This window comes from Brachybacterium subflavum, assembly GCF_009299795.1.
GTDB lineage: Bacteria > Actinomycetota > Actinomycetes > Actinomycetales > Dermabacteraceae > Brachybacterium > Brachybacterium subflavum.
In genome coordinates this window covers 454,050-474,737 of sequence record NZ_VIGP01000001.1, presented here as the reverse complement: position 1 = coordinate 474,737, position 20,688 = coordinate 454,050, and the positions used below count along the sequence as shown (strand labels likewise).

Genomic DNA, 20,688 nt, shown 5'->3' with positions numbered 1-20,688 from the left:
CCCCGCCCTCCTCGTCCCCTCCCGCCTCGTCCCCTCCCGCCTCGTCCGCTTTCTCCTCCGGCCGGTCCGGTTCGCGCCGCGCCCTCACCGCAGGGGCGGTCTCGTTCCTCGCGGTGTTCGTGCTCATCGTGGGCGGGACGCTCGGGGTGAGGGCGGCGCTCGGGGGAGCCCCCCAGGATCCGGACCCCGCCATCTTCACGCAGAATCCCGCCGCCGACTGCACGGCTCCTTCGGACTCCAGCGACGACAGCGGCAACTCGGGCTCGACAGTGCGCGGGGGGCATCTCCGGTTCACGCGGCCCGAAGGGTGGGACTATCCGTGGGAGACCAGGACCCTGCCGTACATGACGAGCGTGAACGGGTACGCGCGCCAGGTCGAGGACACCTGGTACAGCACCGTGAACGTGGGCAGCGTCGAATGGCCGGCGTCGGAAGGGAAGTACCCCGGCGACGAGGATGCGGCCGTGACGATCTTCCAGTGCTACGCGAACACCACCGGGCTCGTCGAGGATTTCGGCGAGCACCCGAGCACGACCGACCGCCGCAGCGAGCGGACGACCGTCGACGGCCACGACGCATGGATCGTCCAGGCCACCTATCACTTCGAGGACTCCTCACCCCTGAAGGCCACCAGCGCCTCGATCGTGACCTCGATCGTGGTCTCCACCGACGACGGTCCCCAGGCCCTTGCCGCCGACGTCGCCGCGGACATCCCCGAGCATGCCGATGGGCTCGACCAGATCATCAAGAGCCTCGAGGTCGTGTAGGCGTACGGGGTCAGGCGGGAGCGTGACGGGGACGCCGCGCGGAGCGGCGTCCCCGTCACGATAACCTGAGTTCATGGCTCTGACGCAGCACGGTGATCTCGTCTCGCTGGATGCCCCCGTCCCCACCTGCTGCGGGCCCGACGACCGGGTGAGCTACGTGGTGTGCCGGCGGTGCGACGCCCCCATCTGCGCCGACTGCCGCACGGCATCCCGCCTGGGCCAGATCTGCCCGCGCTGCCTGACCGAGCTGCGCGACGCGGACAGCACGCTCGTGGCGCCTCCGCTGCCGATCGGCACGGTCATCGCATCGCTCGTGCTGCTCCTGTGCGCCATCGCCCAGATGCTGAGCCCCGATCTGAGCCGATACCTCGCCTATGCGCCCTTCGCCACGCTCGTCGAGCCCTGGCGCATCGTCACCGGACTGCTGTCCTTCGCAGGCGCCTCCCTCGTGCCCGCCATGATCCTCGCGGTGGTCGCACTCGCCCTCTGCGGGGCGGTCGTCGAGTCCCTGCGCGGGATGCCCAGCTTCCTGGTCACCGCTCTCACCACGGGCATCGCGGGATCCGCGTCCGTCTTTCTGGTGACGGGATCGGGGAGCTCCGCGTGGTACTCGGCGGTCTTCGGTCCCGATGCGGCGATCGCGGGGCTGATCGTGGCCGGCGCCGGCGCGACGATGACGCTGCGCCGTCCCGCCTACCTGGTGCCGCTGCTGGCGGCGGTGATCATGCTCGGCGCCTCCGCCTGGCTGATGTCACCGTTCCCGCTGGTGGCGGTCGCAGGGGGCACGGCAGCGGCGGCGGTGATGGAGATCGTGCGCGCCTTCTTCCACAAGCCCCAGCGGGCGCTGATGCCCCTCATGGTCTCCGGACTCGTGGCCTGGGCGCTCGTGATCATCGTCTTCCTGATCCGCAGCCTGCTGCTCTGAGGGTCATCGCCCGCTGTCAGCCGGCCAGGCGCACGGGTTCGGCGACGCCGGTGCCGAAGTGCGCGTAGCCCATGCCCAGGACGACACGCGAGGAGCACACCGAGCGCGAGATCTTCACGCCGATCAGATCACCGTCGATCGCGCTCGAGGGCGACAGCACGATCCCCCGACGGGCGCGCTTGACGTCCACGTTCCACGCCGTCCCGAAGCCGGTGCCGAGCTCGTCCAGGTCGCCGCCGACGATCAGGCCCTGCTCGTTGCTCTTCGCGCCGCGGATGAATCCGCGCAGCCAGGTTCTGGCCGGCATCTCCTTGAGCATCTCGCCGTCGTCCATCACGATCACGGTGCCCGGCCGGCCCTCCACGAGATCGGCGAGCTCCTGCGCGGGCACGTCCAGCTCCGTGAACACGCCCAGGACGCCTTCGCGACCCTCGAGGTCCCTCACGGGAGAGGCCATGGGAGAGAGCACCACGATGGACGTCCCCCGGCGCAGGAGGGACTCGGCCATCGCACGCAGCACGGTGCTCCGGCCCGAACGGGCCGGTCCGGCCACGACGAAGGTCGGGGCGTCGGTGCCGAGGTCGGGCCCCAGCTGGCTGACGTCGTCCCCGCCGACGCCCAGGGCGGCGAACAGTGAGGAGCGCCCGCCCGGCTCGGGGAAGGCGAACATCCGGTCGATCGACAGGCTCTTGGGCATCTCCACGATGGTGCGCGGGGCCGGTCGGGCCTCGGGGAACAGGTCCCGCGAGCGCTCGCCGATCGAGCGCAGCGCGGCGGCCTGGCCGCCGCCGGAGGCGTCGAGGGCGGTGTCCGGGCCGGTCGCCGCCTCGTGGAGGACCGCGACCTGGCATTCGATGCCCGAGTCGGCCTGGAAGGCCCGTCCGGGCGCCAGGGAGTCGGGGATGTCCTTCGGCTTGAGGTTGCCCAGGCTCAGGTCGATCCTGTCGTCGAAGCGCAGCATCACCTTGTTGGCGGCGAGATGGGAGATGCGGGTCGCGAGCAGGGAGCGATCGCCCGCCATCATGAGGTGCACCCCGGTGCTCACGCCCTCCGCCAGCAGCATGTGCACCTGGTCCGTGAGCGCGCCGGCATCGATCTCGCCCAGGGTCTGGACGAAGGACTCCCACCGATCGATGAACAGCAGGACGTGCGGCAGGCGGTCCTCTTCGCGGGCGGCGGCGCGCTGCTCCTGCAGGTTCGAGAAGCTGCCCTCCGCGAGGATCTCGGAGCGCCGGCTCACGATGCTGCGCAGCCGTGCCAGGATCCGGCGCGTCCGCTCGGTCTGGCCCGTGCGGGACACTCCTCCGCAGTGCGGGAGGGATTCCAGAGCGGCGAGACCGCCGCTCCCGCAGTCGATGCCGTACATGTGCACGTCCGCGGGCGAGTGGAGCAGCGCGGCGGATCCTGCGATGGTGCGCAGGGCCTGCGTGCGGCCGCTGCCGGGGGAGCCTGCGACGAACAGGTGGGACTCGAGGTCGAGGTCGAAGCGCAGCGGCTCCTGGCTCTGGGTCGAGGGGAGGTCGCGCAGCGCCCACGCGATGGGGGTCATGGATCCGGTCCGCGGCTCGAGGTCCGCGTACTGCGGCAGCAGTGCGCCCAGGCCCACCTGCTCGGGCAGGGGCGGCAGCCAGGGCGCGGGCGGACGAGGGATCGCCAGGTCCTGATCCGCTCCCCCGATCGCCTCGACGAGCGCCTCGAGATCGGTGCGCTCCGAGACCGTGCTTCCCGACTCGGGCCGACGGGGCGGGGCGCTCGCGAAGCCGTCGAGGGAGAGCGGGGAGACGAAGGCCTCGGGGCGCAGAGCGGAGACGTCGACGTGTTCGCGCCTGCCGCCGATCCGGGCAGACTGGAACGGGATCAGGCTGGCGTGCCCGAGGCGCGCATAGGCCCTGCCCGGTGTGGACTGGGAGATCCTCGCGGCATCCCCGGCGTCGATCACGTCCGAGGACTCCGTCTTGTCTGTCACGCGCAGGGCCACGCGCAGGTTCACGTTCGCGCGGATCTCCGTGGAGACGACGCCCGTGGGCCGCTGAGTGGCCAGGACCAGGTGGACGCCCAGGGAGCGTCCGCGCTGGGCGATCCCCACCAGGCCCGTCACGAAGTCCGGCAGCTCCTTGGCCAGGGCCGCGAACTCGTCGATCACGATGACGAGCCGTGCGAGGCCCTCGGTGCGGGTGCCCTCCGTGGCCGCCTGGTAGTCCTCGATGTCCTTGGCGCCGACGAGGGCCAGCAGGTGCTCGCGGCGCACCAGCTCGGCGGACAGCGAGACCAGCGCCCGCTGCACGAGGTGATGGTCCAGGTCGGTGACGAAGCCGACCGCGTGCGGAAGGTTCGAGCATGCGGCGAACGCCGCCCCTCCCTTGTAGTCCACGAGCACGAAGTTCATCTCGTCCGGCCGGTTCGCCGCCGCGAGCGAGGAGACCAGGGTCTGCAGGAACTCCGACTTGCCCGAGCCCGTCGTGCCCGCGACGAGGGCGTGCGGACCGTCTCGACTGATGTCCAGCTGGAAGGGGCCGTCGAAGGATTCCCCGACGACGGCCGAGGTGGAGCGGGGCGCGAGCGCCCAGGCGTCGGCGATCCGCTGTGCGGTCGGGGTCTCCATCCCCAGCAGCGGGAGCAGTCTGCTGCGCTCGGGGATCTGCCCCTCCTGCCCGTCCTCGCCCACCTCGCGCAGGGGGCTCATGGCGCGCGCGACCGTCTCGAACCACGCGGGGTCGACAGTGTCCACGGCGACGTCAGAGACCGCGTCCGCATGGTGCTGGGAGACGCGCAGTCGGCCTTCCGCGCTCGAGACGACCTCGACCGCGCACTCCTCCGGCAGCTGCGCCGAGGTCTCGTCGAGGCAGATCGTGTACATGCCCATGCGCGGCCCGTCGCGCAGCAGGCCCAGCACCCCGGGCAGCGAGCGCAGGTTCCGCGCACCGTCCAGGACCGTGACGATCACGTCGGGGGCGGTGAACTCCCGATCGTCCTCGCCGGCCGTGCGCACCCGCTCGGCCAGGATCTGCGTGAGCTCCCCGATCCGGGCCATGACCGACTCGGCCGAATGGCCGACGGTCGCCACCGGCCGATCGTCGTCGGATCCCGTGAGCACATGCGGGAGCCACCGCGTCCATTCCCAGCGCAGGAACCGCGATCCCGGGCTGAGGACGAACAGCCGCACGTCACGGGGCAGGTGCAGCGCCGCCACCTGTCCCACCATCCAGCGGCCCAGCAGCGCCGAGAACTCACCGGGCCCCGCGACGCCCACCACGCCCGCCGCAGCGAGGTCGACGGTGACCGGCACGTGGTGCAGGGTGTCGAATGCCCGGCGCTTGTACTCCAGCTCGCTGCTGTCGGTCACCTCGATCCCGCTCGCGAGGCTGCCGACGCCCACCCGGACGCGCAGGAAGTCCTCGGCGCTGCGTCGGCGCTCCCAGAGCCGCCGGGTGGGCATCGTCGCCGCGCGCCAGAGGTCGGACGGATCGGGATACGCCTCGCGGCGCATCGCGGTCTCCGCGCGCACCGACGCGGCGACGGCCTCCCTGATCTCCTCGACGTCGGCCTTGTGATCAGCGAGCATCTGGCGGTGCGTGCGGATCCCGTTCTTCCGGTTGGAGAACCACGAACCCAGCATCATCACCGGGGAGACCAGGCCGAACACGAGGTAGAACGGGTGGCGCAGCGCGAGCGCCAGGATCACGCTGATCACCAGGGGGCCGAGCGCCATGATCCACGGCATCACGCCCCGGTTGGGCGGCTTCGGCGGGGCGGGGATCGTGAACCGCTTCTGCACCGGCGGCGGCGTCAGCCGGGGCGGCCGGTTGAACATCAGGGTGGCCGAGCCGTTGTCGGGCCGCAGCTGCCCCGCTCCGACGGGGCTGCGCCGCAGCCGCAGGATCGTCGAGCCCACGTGCAGATAGCTGCCGAAGTCCCACGTGGTGGACTCGTGGGTGACGGAGTCCTCCTCGAGGGCGACCACGAGGTAGCGCGACCCGTCCACCGAATCGGAGAGGCGCACGGCCGTGGTCCCGTCGTAGGCGACGGTGAGCGAAGCCAGGGGCGAGTGCACGGCGCCGCCCGCGACGATCGTGCCTTCCGGGCCGACGCCCAGCGTGGTCTCGCCCACCTGCAGGGCCTGCACCGCGCCCGTGCCGGGGCCGCTCACGGTCACCAGCTCCACCGCGCCCGTCTCGGGGTCGCTGCGGGTCCGGGGCGTGCCGAAGACCAGTGTGGATCCGTCGGCGATCCCGGCGTCGAAGGGCGCCTGGGGAGCGGGGTCGTCCTCGACGGCGGCGGCCCCGCCCAGGGCGAAGCGGCCGCGGACCGAGTCGATGGTCGCCACGCTCCCGGGCTCCGCGGCGACCAGGTGGGACAGCTCGTCGACGATCTCCCGCGCGGGGACCTCGGGGTCCGCGTCGACGAAGACGTCGCGGGGTCGCCACGCACCGCTGCTGACGGTGACGATCGCTTTCACGCCATCCCCCTGATCGCGAGCTCGGGAGTCTCCCGCCAATCCACCTCGGGGAAGATCGACGAGGTCAACGTGCCGTTGTCGGATGCCCGCAGGGTCCACACCGCGCGGCTCCACGGTCCGTCGACGACCACCGCGACCTTCTTCATGCCGTCGACGACGCTGCGCTCGTGCACGGACGCCAGACGCTCCGCCTCCGCGGCCCGGCCCACGAGCAGCAGCCCGCCCGGGAAGTCCCGGGCGGAATCGGCCCTGAGCGTCCCGGAGGCATCGGTGGCCCGGCCGGACAGCAGCGTGGGGTCGCCGACCACCAGTGCGTTCACGTCGAGTCGCCACGCGGGCTCGGTGAGCTCAGCGACCCAGCGCCGCACGATCTGGCGCCGCACCCGATGAGGACCGCTGAGCGAGATCGGCCCCGGGGCGGCCGCGAGGTTGAGGAAGAGCGTGGCGCCGACCGTCTGACCGGCCGTGACGAGGAGCTCAGGGGCCGGCGCCGTGTCGTGATCCGCTGCGGGCCCACCGTCGCCGGCGGGGAGCCCCTCGGCGTCCTCGAGCAGTGCCGTCCAGCGCACGCCGTCGTCGCTGGCACGCCAGGGTGCGGGGGCGCGCTCGCTCGGCACGGCGAGGAAGACCTGCGCGCGCTGCTCGTCCACCGCCAGGGCCGTGACGGCGGGCATCGTCAGCTGCTCGGCCCGGCAGGCGAGGGCGAGGCTCTGGAGGACGCGATGGCCGGCGCGCAGCCCCAGCCGCGAGGACGGCTGGGCCTCGAGCCAGAAGCGTCGTGACCAGGTCCGACGGCGGAAGAACTCCATCACTCCCACAGCGACGGTCACGGCCAGCAGGACCGCGCACACGATGACGGCCAGGAACACGATTCCAGACAGCGAGTCGCCCATGCTCAGGGAACCTCCGTCCGCGACCGCGGCCCCGTCGCGCGTCCCTGTTCGAGGAGCTCGGCGATGCGCTCCTCGAGACGCGACGGCTCCTCTCCGCCGTCGTCGACGAACCGGAACGACCGGATCATCACGTCCGCGATCGCGATGTACGCCCGGTCCACGGTGTCCTCCGCGTGGGCGGGGACGGTGAACGAGAACATGATGCCCTTCCATCGCTCGGGGTGGGAGGGGAGCGGGAACGCGAACAGGAGGGTCGTCGCCCTCGCGCGCAGGGCCTCGCCCTCGATCTCCGGTGCATGGTCGACGGCCAGGGTGCGCACTGCCCTCAGCCCCTCGGTCACCTGGATGACCTCGGAGTCCCTGCCGCCGCGGAGCATCCCCGCGCGCAGCATCGACAGGGTCAGCCCGCCCTCACGGTCGTCGCTCGCGTCGTACTCGAAGTCGGTCACGGACAGCGGCATCGTCCTGCCCTGCGCATAGGCGCCCACCGGGAGGGTCACCCCGAGCATCCCCTGCGCCTTGGCATCCTGCAGGGCGTCGCCGACATAGCGGCGCACCTGCTCGATCGCCAGCGGACGCCTGTCCCGCGGTATCTCCTGCGAGACCGAGGCGGCGGCGAGCCGCTTCGCCTCCTGCACCAGCGTCTGATTGTCCTGTTCGAGCCCCAGTCGGTGCCAGCCCTCGGGCACCATCAACGTGTGGGGCGCGGTCGTCGTGTGCAGAAATGCCATGCGCGGTCTCAGTCGTTCCGGGTAGCTGGGTCAGGGGATTCGGCGAGGGTCAGCAGGATCCGCGGCAGCAGGTCCCCGATCCCCGGATCGTCGGTCGTGCTGATCAGGACGAGAGTGTCGTGCGAGCGCTCGAGCGCCATCGCGCACGAGGTGAGCACGGTGCCGCGGGGATCGAGCTGGAGCGCGGAGCCCAGGGTGATCCTCTCGCCCGAGCTGCTGAGGGTCTGCACCACGGAGGGCGCGTCGATGTCGGCCGTCAGCAGCTCGTGAACGACCTCGGCGCCCTCGGCGGGGCCTCCCTCCGGAGCCGTGGTGCTCGAGAAGAGGCACAGCAGCACGACGGCGCCGGGGATCAGCACGGCGAGGACGCCCCAGTCCGGCGCCCCCTCGTCGATGTCCGCGAGCTCCGCCGAGCTCGGTACCCGCACGTCGTGCATCTGAGCGAGATCGGCCATCAGGTCGTCCCACTCCCCTGCTGCGGGCAGCGGCGAGCGCGTGCTCGGGGTGCGAAGCACGATCGGCGGCGCCATCGCGAAGGGCGGAGCGCCCCGCTCGGCGGTCGGCTGCTCTGTCCGGGACATGATCATGCGGAATAGTTCGGATTGCCGGGGTGCTGGGCCTTCCAGTCGCTCCACGGCGTCAGACGCGTCTTCTCACCCGCGGGATCGAAGTAGTTGCTCGGGTCGCCGTACTCCCACATCTGACCGAATCTGTCGATGTAGCCCCAGGTCTTGCGGATGGAGTCCAGCCCGTTGAGGCCCATCAGGTAGTCGTGATTGCCGAACGACCACCCCACCCTGTCCGTGTGGCCGCCCAGGAGCACGCCCTTGCTCCCGCCGTCCACGGTGCTCAGCGGGTCGCGCAGGATGCGCCCGTCGCTCTTGAAGTTGAGGTCGCCGAGATCGTCGGAGATCCGCAGGGGCGCATTGCCGATCGAATCCCTGAACTTCTCCGAGTCCCTGAGGAAGCCGCGGGACTCGCGGAAGGACATGCGGTCGAGGAAGCCATGCCAGAGCGTGTCCTTGAAACTCGTCGGGTACTTCTTCGTGACGCCTCCCACCTGGGACATGATCTCCTCACCCGGCTTGCGCCCGACGCCCAGGACCCAGCCGGTCCTGCCGGCGAAATGGTCGAGCCTCATCCAGTCCTTGGTGAAGAAGTACTTCGCCGCGTTGCTGGGCGAGGAACTGCTGCGCAGGCTGTCCATGAACTCGTCCGCGCCCCGCACCTTGGACTGGGCCGTGCCGATCTCGTCGTAGACGCGATCGCGCTGTGCGTCCACGTGTCCCTTCGCCCGCTCGTTCCGGGCCATCCTCTCCACGGCCCTCGGGTCGGAGACGCTGGGAAGCGGCTCATTCCGCAGCTCGTCCATCCTGCGGTTCAGACGGTCGCGGGTGGCGCGGAGACGGGTCAGGTCGTCGTGGCTCCTCGAGCGCTGGCCCCATGCCGAGTCCGCGGCATCTCGCCGGGCCGCCTTGGGGTCCCTGCTCCACGACGGCATCTCGATGGGCCGCCGCAGGTGGCCCCCTGTCCCCGGCTTGGACCCGTTGCGGACGTTGAGCCCCTTCACGTATCCCTCGCGCTCCGCGTCGACCTTCAGGCCCTTGAGCGAGCGGAAGGCGCTGAAGGCGCCGAGTCCGACGCCCACGATGCCGAGCACCAGGTCCAGCACGGTGGACTGGCCGAGGGCGAAGCTGATCGTCGTGAACACCATCGTCACGACGTCGACAATGAGCCCCATGATCATGATGACGTTCAGGCCCGGGATCAGCAGGCCGATCACGCTCAGGATCATGCCGATGATCATGAGGACCTTCAGCAGCTTCTTGAGGAAGGCCTTGAACTTGTCCATGCACGAGTCCTTGCCGCTCTTCTTGGCCTCGTTGATGGAGCTCTCCATGGAGTCGGCCGCGGACTGCGCGTCCTCGACCGCCTCCTCGAGTTCGCGCTTGTACTGCTCGAGCTGGGCCTTCTGGTCCTCGGCGTCCGACGTCGGGACGGCCTCGTCCGAGCCCTTCTCGGTCGTCGTCTCGTCGAGCTTGTCGAGCTGCGCCGCCTTGCGCGCAGCCGTCTCCGCCTTGTCGATCTCCGTGTCCAGCTGTGTGGAGAAGGTGCGCGCGGCCTGGGATGCCAGGTCGTACCGGGTCTCGTAGTCCGCGAGCTTCTCCGCGAGCTCGGCCCCCTTCTTCTTCGTCTCGTCGAAGGCGTCGGACTGCATGTCCTGGGAGTCCTGGGTGCGCTGTGCGGTGTCGTGCAGCCGCCCGATGGCCTCGGAGATCGCACGCCAGTCGTCGCCCATGGCCTTGACGCCGTCGGGATCGGCGTCGATCGGGTTGCCCTCCGGGTGCTCGAGCCGGGTCCATCCTTCTGCCGGTGCACTCATCAGGCCACCTCCACGTCGTTCTGCGCCGTCTCCGACGTCGCTCCATCCTGGTCGCTCTGGTCGTTCCGGTCGGCGTCAGATGCCCCGCCGTCGCCCATGACCCCGGAGAAGCTCAGGAAGCCCAGCTCCTGAGGCAGCTGGCCCGTCCGCTCCGCGGACATGATGAGCTCGGTCAGCGCGGTGATCCCCTCGGCCAGGACCGCGTCCTCGCCGAGGTTCCCCCCGATGTAGCCGCCCGCTGTGGCGAACCCGGAGGAGTTGAGCAGGAAGTCCGCGACGTACCCCGCATAGGCCGCCGTGCCGTCGATCCGCTCGATCGTCCGCAGCACGTCCGTGGTCGAATGCGCCGGCGCGGTGTACTGGGCCGCCGGTGAGGACTGCCGGGTGGCGACCAGCCGTTCGCTGTCACCGCCGGAGTGCCGCTCCGGTGTGCTGTCGGGCTTCTCGCCGTCCCCGCCCGCCGAGTTCCTGCCCTCTCGGATCTTCCCGTAGAGGTCCTGCTCGAAGGCACCCGCCTCGGCGAGGCTCGCGGCGAGGTCGCGGTCGCTGTCCTCGAACCCCTCGGAGATGTTGTCCATCCAGTCGGCATACGTCTGCACGCTCTTGACGATGCCCTTGCGCTTGGCGGACCAGTTGTCGTAGAAGGACTTGATGGCGCCCGCGAGATCGGGGTAGCCGCGAACGGCCTCGCGGTCCCGGTTCTTCGCGGCGCTGATCCCCTCGCTGTCGAAGTTGTCCGCGACCTTCCGCGCCGTGGTGCGCAGCGTCTCCAACGTGGAGCCGTCGATGCGCAGCACATTGCGCCCGGACCCGCTCGCCGAGCTCTGGCCGCCGTCGCCGCCGCTGTCGTCGGCGTCGCGCTCGGCCAGGGAGTCCTCGGCGATCTGCTCGCCCTCGTCGACCTGGCCCTCGTGGGAGAGGATCTCCTGGTCCAGCTCGTCCTCGTGCTGGGAGACCTCGTCGAGCTCGCTGTCGTCCGACTGATCCGACGGGTCGGAGCCCGCATCCTCGGCCTCGTGCGCCGGCTCGGTCTCCTGGGGCTCGTCCTGCACGCCCTCGTCGCTCTCCGGAGCGTCCTGCAGGTCCTGCAGGAGGCGCTCGTCGCCGTACCCGTACTGCGCGGCGAACTGGTCGTAGTCCAGCAGCTGCTCACCGCCGGGCGTGAAGCCACCTCCGTCGTCGGACAGCGCGTCCTGCGCAGGCATCCAACCCCCCGCGTCACCCCCTGTGGCCTCGTGCTGAGACGAATCTGCCCAGCCCTGGCCGTCCTCGCCGCCCTGGTCGGAATCGCCGGGCTGCTCGGCGCGCAGCAGCGTGTCGCGGGCCTGGACGGGATGCTTCTGCTGCAGGAGCACGCTGCTGTTCGCGTCGAACGAGCCCGAGGGAGAACCCTCGGCATCGAAGCCGCCGCCGTCACCCGTGTCGATGACCTCGCCCCGGTCGGCCGGGAGGACCTGATCGTCCTTCGTCCCCCGGGCCTGGTCCGGGGAGTTCGCCGCGACGCCGAGGCCGATGCCGCCCGCCGCGCCCAGCATGAGACCGGCCGACGTGGGGATCGCGGAGCCGCTTCGCGAGGTCGTCACCGGTCTCCGGCCGACTGTCCTCTCACGGCTCCGCACCGTCTCCTCGGTGCCGGGCTCCTGCGGCTCTGCGCCGTGCGCCATGTTGACCTCGCTCGCTCGAACTGTGGGTGCTCACGCATCGCTGCGTCGCGCGCTGTCGCCCCCGAGGGGGCGACAGCGCGAAGGGTGCGGATCGCTGCGGACCTGCACCGACGGGCACGCCGGGTGGACGGGCGCGCCCCCTGCCGGGCTTACTTGCCGATCGCGCTGGCGAGCTCGGAGTCGGTGCTCTCGAGAGCCTCGGCGGCCTTGTCGAGGTACGCGGAGATGCCCTCGAGACCCTGGATGGTCTTGCTCGCGCCGTCGTTGAACTCGGTGTAGGCGCTCTGGAAGGCGACGGACGACTTGTCCGTGACGTACCCGGAGGAGACCAGGTTGTCGATCATGGACTTGAGCTCCTGGAGCTTCGACTCCAGCTCGGACTGTCCCGAACGCAGGCGGCTGGATGCGTCTCGCATGTCCGAGTAGGTCACGTTGAGGTTCGGCATGACAAATCCTCCAATGGTGGTGTGTTCACTGCTTACCGCTGCCCCGACCGCGAGCGGCCGGGATTCCATGCCGGGCGGCACGAAAACTCAAGGGGGTCGGCGACCCGGGGACTCATGAGCTGCGCCGGCGACGGACTGCGATGGCGACAGCCGCGCCGACCGCCAGGGCGATCGCCAGGATCACCAGCCCGGCGCGCACGACGGCGCTGTCCGCCGGAGCGACGGACGCCCGGGCGCCCTCGCTGTCGAGCTGGCCGCCCTGACCCAGCTGGATCGCGTGCGCCGGATCGACCTTCTCGCTGCCGGAGGGCGTCCCCGACCCCTTCGCATCTGCCGTCGAGCCGGCCTGCGAGCCGTCGGACACCGGGGGCGTCGATCTCTTCTTCGCATCCGCCTGCGAAGACCGCTTCTCGCCCGAGGAGCCCGACGTCGCGCCGGTTCCCGAGGAGGACGGGGCGTTGCCGCCGCTGCCCGCACTGCTGGAGACCTGTGTCTTCGAGGCCGCGCCGGATCCGCCCGAGGCAGGTGCGGCACCGCCGGCGCCGCTCGTGCCCGAGGTCTGCGCCGTCGAGTCGGCGCCGGGCGCGGAAGACGCGCCGGAGTCCGTCGGCTCGCTCTGCGTCGCGTCATTCTTCTTCGCCTCGGTCGTCGTCTTCGCCTCGGTCGTCTCGGCCTCGGTCTTCTCGGCCTCTGTCGCCTTCTTCGCGTCGGCCTGCTTCGCCTCGGTCTTCTCCGTCGACTTCTCGTCGACCTGCTCCGTGTCGTCCGAAGGGGACTTCGTCGTCGAGGTATCGGCCCCGGAGTCGGGCGCGGACCGGACCGTCGCGTGAGAGCTGGAGCCCTCGCCGTCGGACGCCGCCCGAGGAAGGTTCACGGAGAACACCACGGGGTTCTCGGACGTCGCGCGCTCAGGTGAGTCCAGGTCCACGAGGTCGGAACCGTTCAGGCCGAACTCCGCGTAGCCCGTGGCAGGAGCGCTCTGGGCCGAGACGTCCCAGACCCTCGCAGCGGGCTTCCCCTTCTTCGCGAGGTTCGAAGACATGAACACGTGGGTCTGGTTCCCGCTCGCCCTGGTCCCCTGGCTGGTGGGCGCACCGGCACCGGCCACCAGATCCGTGAAGCCCGCGCGGGTGATCGTCGTCACGGGAGAGTCACCGTCGAGCGAGCCGAAATTGCCCGTGACGACCAGCGACTCCTCGCCGAGGCCGTCGATCCACGAGGTCAGAGCGTCGGCCTGGGCACTGCGCTGCTCGGCGTTCCGGCCCGCCAGCTGGTCCTGCCCCAGATCGCCGTCGTAGTCAGAGGTGGACTGCCCGGAGAATCGGGTCGAGACGATCGTGGCCTCCGCCTTCGTGCCCCCTCGCTCACGGAAGGTCTGCGCGACGGGGCTCGAGGCGGCGTAGAAGGCCTTGTCCGCGGAGATGCGGGCTTCGCCCGTCGGCTCGACAGCATCAGCGCGGTAGACGAAGCCGTTGCTGCGGGGACCGACAGCCCCCTGCGGAGCCGCCACGGCTTTCCAGTCCCCGTCCCCGGCTTCGTTCAGCAGCCCCGCCAGCTCCTCCGCGCTCGAGGAGCCGTCCTTCCCGATCTGCGCATCGTTCTGCAGACCCTGCACAGCGATGACGTCCACGCCCTTCATGCCCGACAGCAGCGCTGTGACCTTGGATCTCTGACGCGCGAAGGAGTCGCCGTCGGCGGCCCCCAGGATCGGGCAGCCACCACCGCCGAGAACGGCCAGCGCCGTGCCGTCAGCGGTCCGGGAGGTGGAGCAGCCCGCACCGCTCGTGTCCGCGCTGTCCGCCGTCGTCGAGAAGTAGTTGCCCAGATCCACCTGGGCCACCGACAGGTCGCCCGAGGGTGCGGCGATCTCCGCCGACGGGGCTGTGCCCTCGACCCGTGCAGGCAGGGGTGTGCCGGGATCGGTGACCGGGGACGTGGGCTGGACGTGCCATCCGTCCGTGAGCCCCGGGGTGTCCGCGACGTGCTCCAGGACGCCCGGGCCCGTGAACTCGGCGTCGTCGCCGATCCGTGGTGCGCGATCGCCTGCCCAGCGGGGCAGCACACGCTCCTGCGTCTCCTCGTTCGCCGTGTACTCGTCAGCGGCGCCGTCATCCAGGATGAGCCTCTCACCCTGGGCTCCGCTCGCCGACGGGTCCTTCCGAGCCGCATCGAACTGAGCGCCCTCGGTCACCGCGGCCTCACCCCGGAGCGCATAGTGGTCAAGACCGCTGACACGAAACCCAGAATCCGGCATGACCAACATGCCCGAAATGCGGTCGAGGGTCGCCGCATCATTCCACGACCCCTTGATGGACGCCAGAGAGGTAATCGGCTTCGGTGCCTCGCTCCCCTCCGGCGCTTCCTCTCCCCCGACTTTATCGGCACTGGTCTCAATAATTCGCCCAGAATTCGTTTCTCGCACAGTCCCGGTGATCTGGACATAATCACCGACCTGGACATCGTCGGCACCCGCGACATGCACCGCCTGCGGCGTCATCACGCCGGGATCCGGCTGCCCGCCGGTATTGGGCGCCTGGACGTAGAACCCTCCGATGCCCCGGTCCGAGTAGTCGGCGGTCACGAACCCCTGGACGCTGACGTCCTGGTCAAGTGTGCCCTGCTCGTACACCTGGCGGATCTCCACCCCCCTGGCACCCTGCTCCGGAGGGGCATCATCGGCCAGCGCCGGAGAGCCTCCCAGGAGCACGCCGACGAGGGCCGAACAGGCACTCGCGGGCAGAATGGCACGAGGAATACGTCGGGGGGACATGAAGCTCCTTTGTGCTGTGCGCACAGAATCGCGTATACAACGGTCGAGGGGGGAACCGCAAGGGCCCATGCCCCGTCCTGCAGAGCAGGTCGATCATTCGAAGGACGCATTTCAACGCCGAATGCGACATTAGGCAGGGATGACTAACGCGACCTTACAGCCGGGTGTCGTTCTGAGCAACAGATGACGAGATACCGGTCGCGGTAAATGCTCTCCTGATGGGAGACCGTGCCCCCGGTTGTCTCAGACGATCGCGGAGGCCAGGCGGCAGGTGTTGTCCAGGATCTGCTTCCAGAAGGGGCGTGTGCGCCACTCCTCGAGGGTGAGCTCGCGGCTGCGCGAGCGGTAGACGTCCTCCACCTCGTGCATCTTCTCCATGAAGTCCGTGCCGCCCACCATGAGCGAGCTCTCCATGTCGAGCAGGAACGAGCGGATGTCCATGTTGGAGGAGCCCAGCACCGTCACCGAGTCGTCGACCGTGACGTGCTTGGCGTGCAGGATCTTCGGCGCCTCGTAGCGCTGGATGCGCACGCCGGCCTCGAGGAGCGCCGTGTAGTAGGAGCACTGGGCATGGTCGACGAGGAACTGATCGCCCTTCTCGGAGACGAACAGCTCGACCTCGACGCCGCGCTTGGCGGCCGTGACCAGCGCGTACAGCATCGACTCATCGGGCACGAAGTAGGGGCTGACGGCGGTGATCCGCTTCTCGGCGCTGTAGAAGAGCTGGTTGAACAGCAGCAGGTTGTTCTCGAGCACGAAGCCGGGCCCGCTGGGCACGATCTGGCACTCGTAGGTGCCGGACGTGTCCGGCGACGGACGGACCACCTGGTCCTCGGGGATCGACTCGCCGGACTCGAGGTACCAGTCGGTCCCGAACAGCAGGTTGACCTCGGAGACGATCGGGCCGCGCAGGCGGATCATCGTCTCCTGCCAGCGCACGCCCTCGCGCGCGCCCTTCGCGCTCGCGTAGGCCGAGTCGATGAGGTTCTGGCTGCCCATCCAGCCGACCTCTCCGTCGACGATCAGCAGCTTGCGATGGTTGCGCAGGTCGGGTCGCTGCAGCGCGCCGTCGCGCAGGGGTTTGATCGGCATCATCGGGTAGTGCTCGATGCCGTGGGCGTCCAGCAGCTTCCGCATGGGCCGGTAGACGCTCCAGTACTTCATGGACCCGTAGTGGTCGTAGAGGAAGCGCACCTTCACGCCGCGGTCCGCGGCCTCGGCGACGGCGTCGAAGAAGGGGCGCGTGGTCTCGTCGAGCCCGGCGATGTAGAAGAGCACATGGACGGTCTCGCGCGCCGTGCGGATGTCCTCCGCCATGCGACGGATCGAGGCCTCGTACTCGATCTCGAGGTCCGCGGAGTTGTTGCCCGTCAGCGGGTACGCGCCGAGCTCGCGGTTCAGGGCGACGGCGGACTGCAGCCAGCTGGGGCTGTCCTCGTCGAGGTCGCTGTCGGGGATGTCGTGCGCGCGCACCTTCATGAGGCGGTTGACCACGACCTGCTTCCGGCGCCGCTTGCGCGGCAGCTGTGTGTTGCCCAGCAGCAGGAACAGCGGGAAGCCGACGAGAGGGAAGACCATGATCGCCAGCAGCCACGCGAAGGCGCTCCCGGGGCGGCGGTTGCGAGGCACCACGAGCACTGCGGTCACGCGCAGGATGACGTCGAGGACGAGGGCGACGTACGGCGCGACGAGCACGATGTGCTCGACGAGCCAGGTCCAGGTCTCCACACACACTCCTCGTGGGCCGAGGGGCCGAGTCGACGGGCAGGGCCGACGGGCGCGTCCGGGCTCGGCAGATGTGCGCCGGGCCCGTCCGTCGGCCCTCGTCCGTCGAGGCCGTCCGTCGACCCCTCAGATCATCAGTTGTTGCGCAGGATCGAGAGGATCCGCAGGATCTCGATGTACATCCACACGAGCGTCACGGTGATGCCGAAGGCGCAGCGCCACGCATAGCTGCGCGCCACTCCGGCGCGCACGCCGCGCTGGACGTCCTCGAAGTCCATGACCAGCGAGTAGGCCGCCATGACGACGGCGAGCGCGCCGATCACGAGGCCGAGCAGGCCGCTGCGCAGGTCAGTGCCGGTGACCAGCATGAGGCCGATGTTGACCAGGCAGAACAGCAGGTAGGCGACCATCGCGACCGCGAAGATCTTGGTGAGCACCGGCGAGGTGCGCAGCACGCCGATGCGGAACAGCACGAGCACCGTGGTGGCGACCGCGAGCGTGCCGAGCACGGCCTGCAGGGCGATGCCCGGGTAGACCCGCTCCATCATGGCGCTGAATCCGCCCAGCGCCGCGCCCTCGAGAGCGGCGTAGGCGAGCACGAGCACCGCCGAGGGCTGCTTCTTGAAGGAGTTCACCATCGCGAGGACGAAGCCGCCGAGGAAGCCGACGACCATCGCTCCGATCGCGATCCCGTACCCCAGCTTCTCCCCCTCGGCGCCGCCGACGACGCCGAGGGCGACGGGCAGCAGGCAGAAGACGACGCCGAGCACGATCGTGACGCCGAGCGTCGCGGTGATCGCGTTGAGGGCGTCCCGCATGGTCATGCGGCCGGTGTCGTGGCCGGTCGCGGCGGGGCGCGCGTAGAGGGACTCGAGGTCCGGGGCCTGCTGGCCCGGCGCCTGCGCAGTCTGCTGGGCCTGCTGGCCGTACTGGCCCTGCGGCGCTCCCTGCCCCGTCGCGGGGAAGTCGCTCCTGAAGTCCGGCGAGGGGGCGTACTGGCCCTGGCCCTGCGAGAGGGCCTTGTCCTTGCCGAAGACGATGTTGTGGTGTGCCATGGCGCTCCTCCGATAGTGCGTGATGGCCGGGACGCCCTGCGCAGGCGAGGAGGCCCGGGGACGCTTCCACCCAGCCTACCGGGCGGCGAGGGCCCGCGCCTGGGCGCGGGATGGATGTTCGCTCCGCGCCGACAGGATGCGTGCACGGGGCGATCGCGCCGGTGTTGCGATTCCTTCACGAACGATCCACCGATCGTCCGCCCGCGCACGCCGCGCGCACGCGAGGGTGGATCCCATGCCGACCGCCACCCTCGAGACCCCGCTGCCGACGCGCACCTCCGCGTCCACGTCTCCTTCCACGGCGCAGTCCGCAGCGCCCGCCCGCCACCGCCCCCGTCGGACCGCGACGGCGACCTCGCGCCTGCGCGCGATCGACACCAGGGCACTGGACCTGGGGCCGCAGACGGTGGACGAGGACTCCTCCTCCGAACCGGGGGCGGACGTCGCCCGGCGGCCGGAGCGCACCGCGCGCACCGAGCACGCCGTGCGCTCGCTCTCGCTGCGCGAGCTCGTCACCGGCGCGGGCACGGCAGCGGGCGCGTGGACACTGGCCGCCCACCTCGGCCTGCTGGGCACGGCGGGCGGCGTCTTCCTCATCTCGCTGGTCTCGACGACCGGCGTCGCGCTCGTCGCGGACTCCCTCACCGGGGCACGGCGCATGCTCGTGCGGGCCGTGCGCGGAGCGCGTCGGCGGCGCGCGCACCGTCGGCGCACGAGCCTCCACCGCTAGTCCGCCGGTCCGCTGCCGGCCGCGCGCCGCGCCACCGGTCACGGCGCCGCACGAGTCCAGCCGCGCGAATCGAGCCGCGCGAAGACCTCCCGGCGCCAGCCCGGCGACCGTGCGCGCGCCATCCCGACGCAGCTGTGCGACCGAGCCTGACGAATGGCGCGCCAGTGCGCCTATCGCGCGTCATGAGTGCACTGGTGCGCCACTCGCCGGCCAGCTCCCCTGGGCAGCAGGTCGTGCACCGTGCTCCGCGGCGCGCGTTCGAGGAGGCCGCTGGTCAGGGAGCCGCTGTGGATAACCGGCGGGGAGGTCGGCCGCCGTGATGCATGCTCGACCGCATGTCCCGTCCACGACGTCGCCTCCCCGACGAGCTGGGCATGGTGTTCACCAGCGCCGAGGCGCGTGCGATGGGGGTGGGCGCACATCGACTGGGCGCCGGTGATGCGATCCGTCTGCTGCCTGGGATCTGGGGGCGCACAGGGCGGACCGTGCTGCCCCGGGATCTGGCTGCGGCCCTGTGCCGCAGCGACTCCTCCGTCGTCATCTGCGGGCCGAGCGCAGCGGAGCTGCTCGGCATGCCGCTTCCCTTCGAGGCGACAGCCCGTGAGTGCCAGGAGTTCCACGCGTCCTCGCGCGCGCATCGACGCGACGTGGGTTTCATGCGGTGGCATCGACTGCTCCTGCAGCCCGCGGGCGTGATCGGGATCGGCGACATGCGGCTCACGTCGAGGCTGCGCACCTGGGGTGACCTCGGGACGCAGCTCACGGTGGACCGCCTCGTCGCTCTCGCCGACCATCTGATCCGCCGTCCGCGCCCTCGGATCGAGGGCCGGCGCGACCCGTACGCGGTGCGGGACGAGCTCGCGGATATGGTCGCGCGGCGCCGCACGGCGAGGGGGAACGCGGCGCTCCGCTCCGCACTCGCCCTCGCGCGCGTGGGCAGCGATTCCCCTGCAGAGACGGCGGTCCGACTCGCTCTGCACAGGGCCGGGCTCCCCGAGCCGCTGCTGAACGCGCCCGCGAGAGAGGGAGGTGTCGAGCTCGGCGAGCCGGATCTGCAGTGGCCCGAGTGGCGCGTGTGCGTCGAGCACGACGGCCGCCCGCATCTCACCCGTGAGCAGCAGGATCGCGACATCCGGCGCACCGAGCGCCGACTGGAATGCGGCTGGACGGAGGTGCGGACTGTCGCGGAGGACCTCCACCGCGGAGGCGCCCGCGCGGTGCGGCGCGTCTCGCGCGCCCTGCGTCGGCACGGATGGCCGGGGTGAACGTCGAGTCGGCGCCGCGGCGGCGCAGGGTGCCGCCGAGCGGCGCGTCAGTGCACGAGCGGTGCGTCAGTGCACGAGCGGTGCGTCAGTGCACGCATCGGCCGCTGTGAGTGCACAAGCGCGCCACTCGTCGGAGGAGCCGACGGGCCGCTCCGACCGTACGGGCGCTCGGCCCCCGTCGGCCGATCCTCGGCGCTCCGTCCCCGTCGACCGAGCCTCGGCGCTTCGTTCCCGTCGCTCGTTCCCGTCGCCTGATTCGGACGCGGCGCTCCCGGCACGACGCCGTTCTGGCACGCTGAGCGCATGGACACGATCGATGTCGCAGGAGAGACCTTCACCGTGCGCCGCGCCGAGGCGGAGGACGTGCCCGCGCTCGCCGCGCTGCTCGCGGACGACGTCATCGGCTCCGGTCGCGAGCAGGCGGACCTCGACCCCTATCGCGCAGCGTTCACGCTGATCGACGGCGATCCGCATCAGTACCTGGCGGTCGTCCAGGACTCCGGGGGCGCCCTCAGCGGGACCTTCCAGCTCACGCTGGTGCCGGGCCTGTCCCGGCGCGGGGCCACGCGACTGCAGATCGAGGCGGTGCGCATCGCCGCCTCGGCCCGCGGCCGCGGTCTCGGCACCGCTCTGTTCGCCTGGGCCCACGAATACGGCAGACGCCACGGCGCGGTGCTCGCGGAGCTGACGACGGACAAGAGGCGCACCGAGGCGCACCGCTTCTACGACCGCCTCGGCTACCGCGCGAGCCACGAGGGGTACAAGCTCGAGTTGTGAGGGCACCGCCACGAATGGCGCGCCAGTGCACTCATCAGCCGCTGTGAGTGCACTGGCGCGCCGCTCGTCGAGGAAGACGTCGAAGTACACGTCGGCGAAGG

General features: G+C 70.7%; 15 protein-coding genes. 5 read left to right on the top strand and 10 right to left on the bottom strand.

Annotation, left to right across the window (positions count from 1 at the left end; genetic code table 11):
• The first annotated feature begins 344 nt into the window (after nt 1–344).
• Both FHG10_RS02005 and FHG10_RS02000 read left to right on the top strand, forming a co-directional pair.
• Nucleotides 345–767 (top strand): hypothetical protein, encoded by a 423-nt coding sequence (locus FHG10_RS02005; protein ID WP_152351654.1) that lies wholly within the window; start codon nt 345–347, stop codon nt 765–767.
• Between the two features lie 73 nt (nt 768–840).
• A complete protein-coding gene (locus FHG10_RS02000; protein ID WP_152351653.1) occupies nt 841–1,692 on the top strand; it encodes a hypothetical protein in 852 nt (283 codons plus the stop codon).
• A 16-nt stretch (nt 1,693–1,708) separates the two neighbouring features.
• Here the strand turns inward: FHG10_RS02000 and FHG10_RS01995 are convergent, their stop codons facing one another.
• The 10 genes from FHG10_RS01995 to FHG10_RS01950 all read right to left on the bottom strand — a co-directional run bounded on the left by FHG10_RS01995 (nt 1,709) and on the right by FHG10_RS01950 (nt 17,815).
• Entirely contained in the window at nt 1,709–6,148 is a 4,440-nt protein-coding gene (locus FHG10_RS01995) for an FtsK/SpoIIIE domain-containing protein (protein ID WP_152351652.1), read from the bottom strand.
• A complete protein-coding gene (locus FHG10_RS01990) occupies nt 6,145–7,041 on the bottom strand; it encodes a hypothetical protein (RefSeq protein ID WP_152351651.1) in 897 nt (298 codons plus the stop codon). The genes FHG10_RS01995 and FHG10_RS01990 overlap by 4 nt, the downstream gene beginning before the upstream one ends.
• 2 nt (nt 7,042–7,043) lie before the next feature.
• Nucleotides 7,044–7,772, bottom strand: a complete 729-nt coding sequence (locus tag FHG10_RS01985; protein WP_152351650.1) for a hypothetical protein — start codon at nt 7,770–7,772, stop codon at nt 7,044–7,046.
• 8 nt (nt 7,773–7,780) lie between these two features.
• Entirely contained in the window at nt 7,781–8,353 is a 573-nt protein-coding gene (locus tag FHG10_RS01980) for a hypothetical protein (protein ID WP_152351649.1), read from the bottom strand.
• A 2-nt stretch (nt 8,354–8,355) separates the two neighbouring features.
• Nucleotides 8,356–10,155, bottom strand: a complete 1,800-nt coding sequence (locus FHG10_RS01975; protein WP_152351648.1) for an AAA family ATPase — start codon at nt 10,153–10,155, stop codon at nt 8,356–8,358.
• Entirely contained in the window at nt 10,155–11,738 is a 1,584-nt protein-coding gene (locus tag FHG10_RS01970; protein WP_152351647.1) for a hypothetical protein, read from the bottom strand. The genes FHG10_RS01975 and FHG10_RS01970 overlap by 1 nt, the downstream gene beginning before the upstream one ends.
• A 230-nt stretch (nt 11,739–11,968) precedes the next feature.
• Nucleotides 11,969–12,265 (bottom strand): WXG100 family type VII secretion target, encoded by a 297-nt coding sequence (locus FHG10_RS01965; protein WP_152351646.1) that lies wholly within the window; start codon nt 12,263–12,265, stop codon nt 11,969–11,971.
• A gap of 112 nt (nt 12,266–12,377) precedes the next feature.
• Nucleotides 12,378–14,456 (bottom strand): endonuclease/exonuclease/phosphatase family protein, encoded by a 2,079-nt coding sequence (locus tag FHG10_RS01960; RefSeq protein ID WP_152351645.1) that lies wholly within the window; start codon nt 14,454–14,456, stop codon nt 12,378–12,380.
• A gap of 822 nt (nt 14,457–15,278) precedes the next feature.
• Entirely contained in the window at nt 15,279–16,763 is a 1,485-nt protein-coding gene (gene cls / locus FHG10_RS01955; RefSeq protein WP_152351644.1) for a cardiolipin synthase, read from the bottom strand.
• Between the two features lie 131 nt (nt 16,764–16,894).
• On the bottom strand, nt 16,895–17,815 hold the full coding sequence (locus FHG10_RS01950) for a Bax inhibitor-1/YccA family protein (protein WP_152351643.1): 921 nt from the start codon (nt 17,813–17,815) through the stop codon (nt 16,895–16,897).
• 235 nt (nt 17,816–18,050) lie between these two features.
• Here FHG10_RS01950 and FHG10_RS01945 point away from each other — a divergent pair, with 235 nt between their 5' ends.
• From FHG10_RS01945 to FHG10_RS01935, 3 genes are all read left to right on the top strand, one after another.
• On the top strand, nt 18,051–18,545 hold the full coding sequence (locus tag FHG10_RS01945) for a hypothetical protein (protein ID WP_152351642.1): 495 nt from the start codon (nt 18,051–18,053) through the stop codon (nt 18,543–18,545).
• A 335-nt stretch (nt 18,546–18,880) separates the two neighbouring features.
• The gene (locus FHG10_RS01940) at nt 18,881–19,810 is read left to right on the top strand and encodes a hypothetical protein (protein WP_152351641.1); all 930 of its coding nucleotides are present in this window, start codon (nt 18,881–18,883) and stop codon (nt 19,808–19,810) included.
• 303 nt (nt 19,811–20,113) lie between these two features.
• Nucleotides 20,114–20,587: a GNAT family N-acetyltransferase gene (locus tag FHG10_RS01935; protein WP_152351640.1), complete on the top strand. Its 474-nt coding sequence runs from the start codon at nt 20,114–20,116 to the stop codon at nt 20,585–20,587.
• The last annotated feature ends 101 nt before the right edge of the window (nt 20,588–20,688 follow it).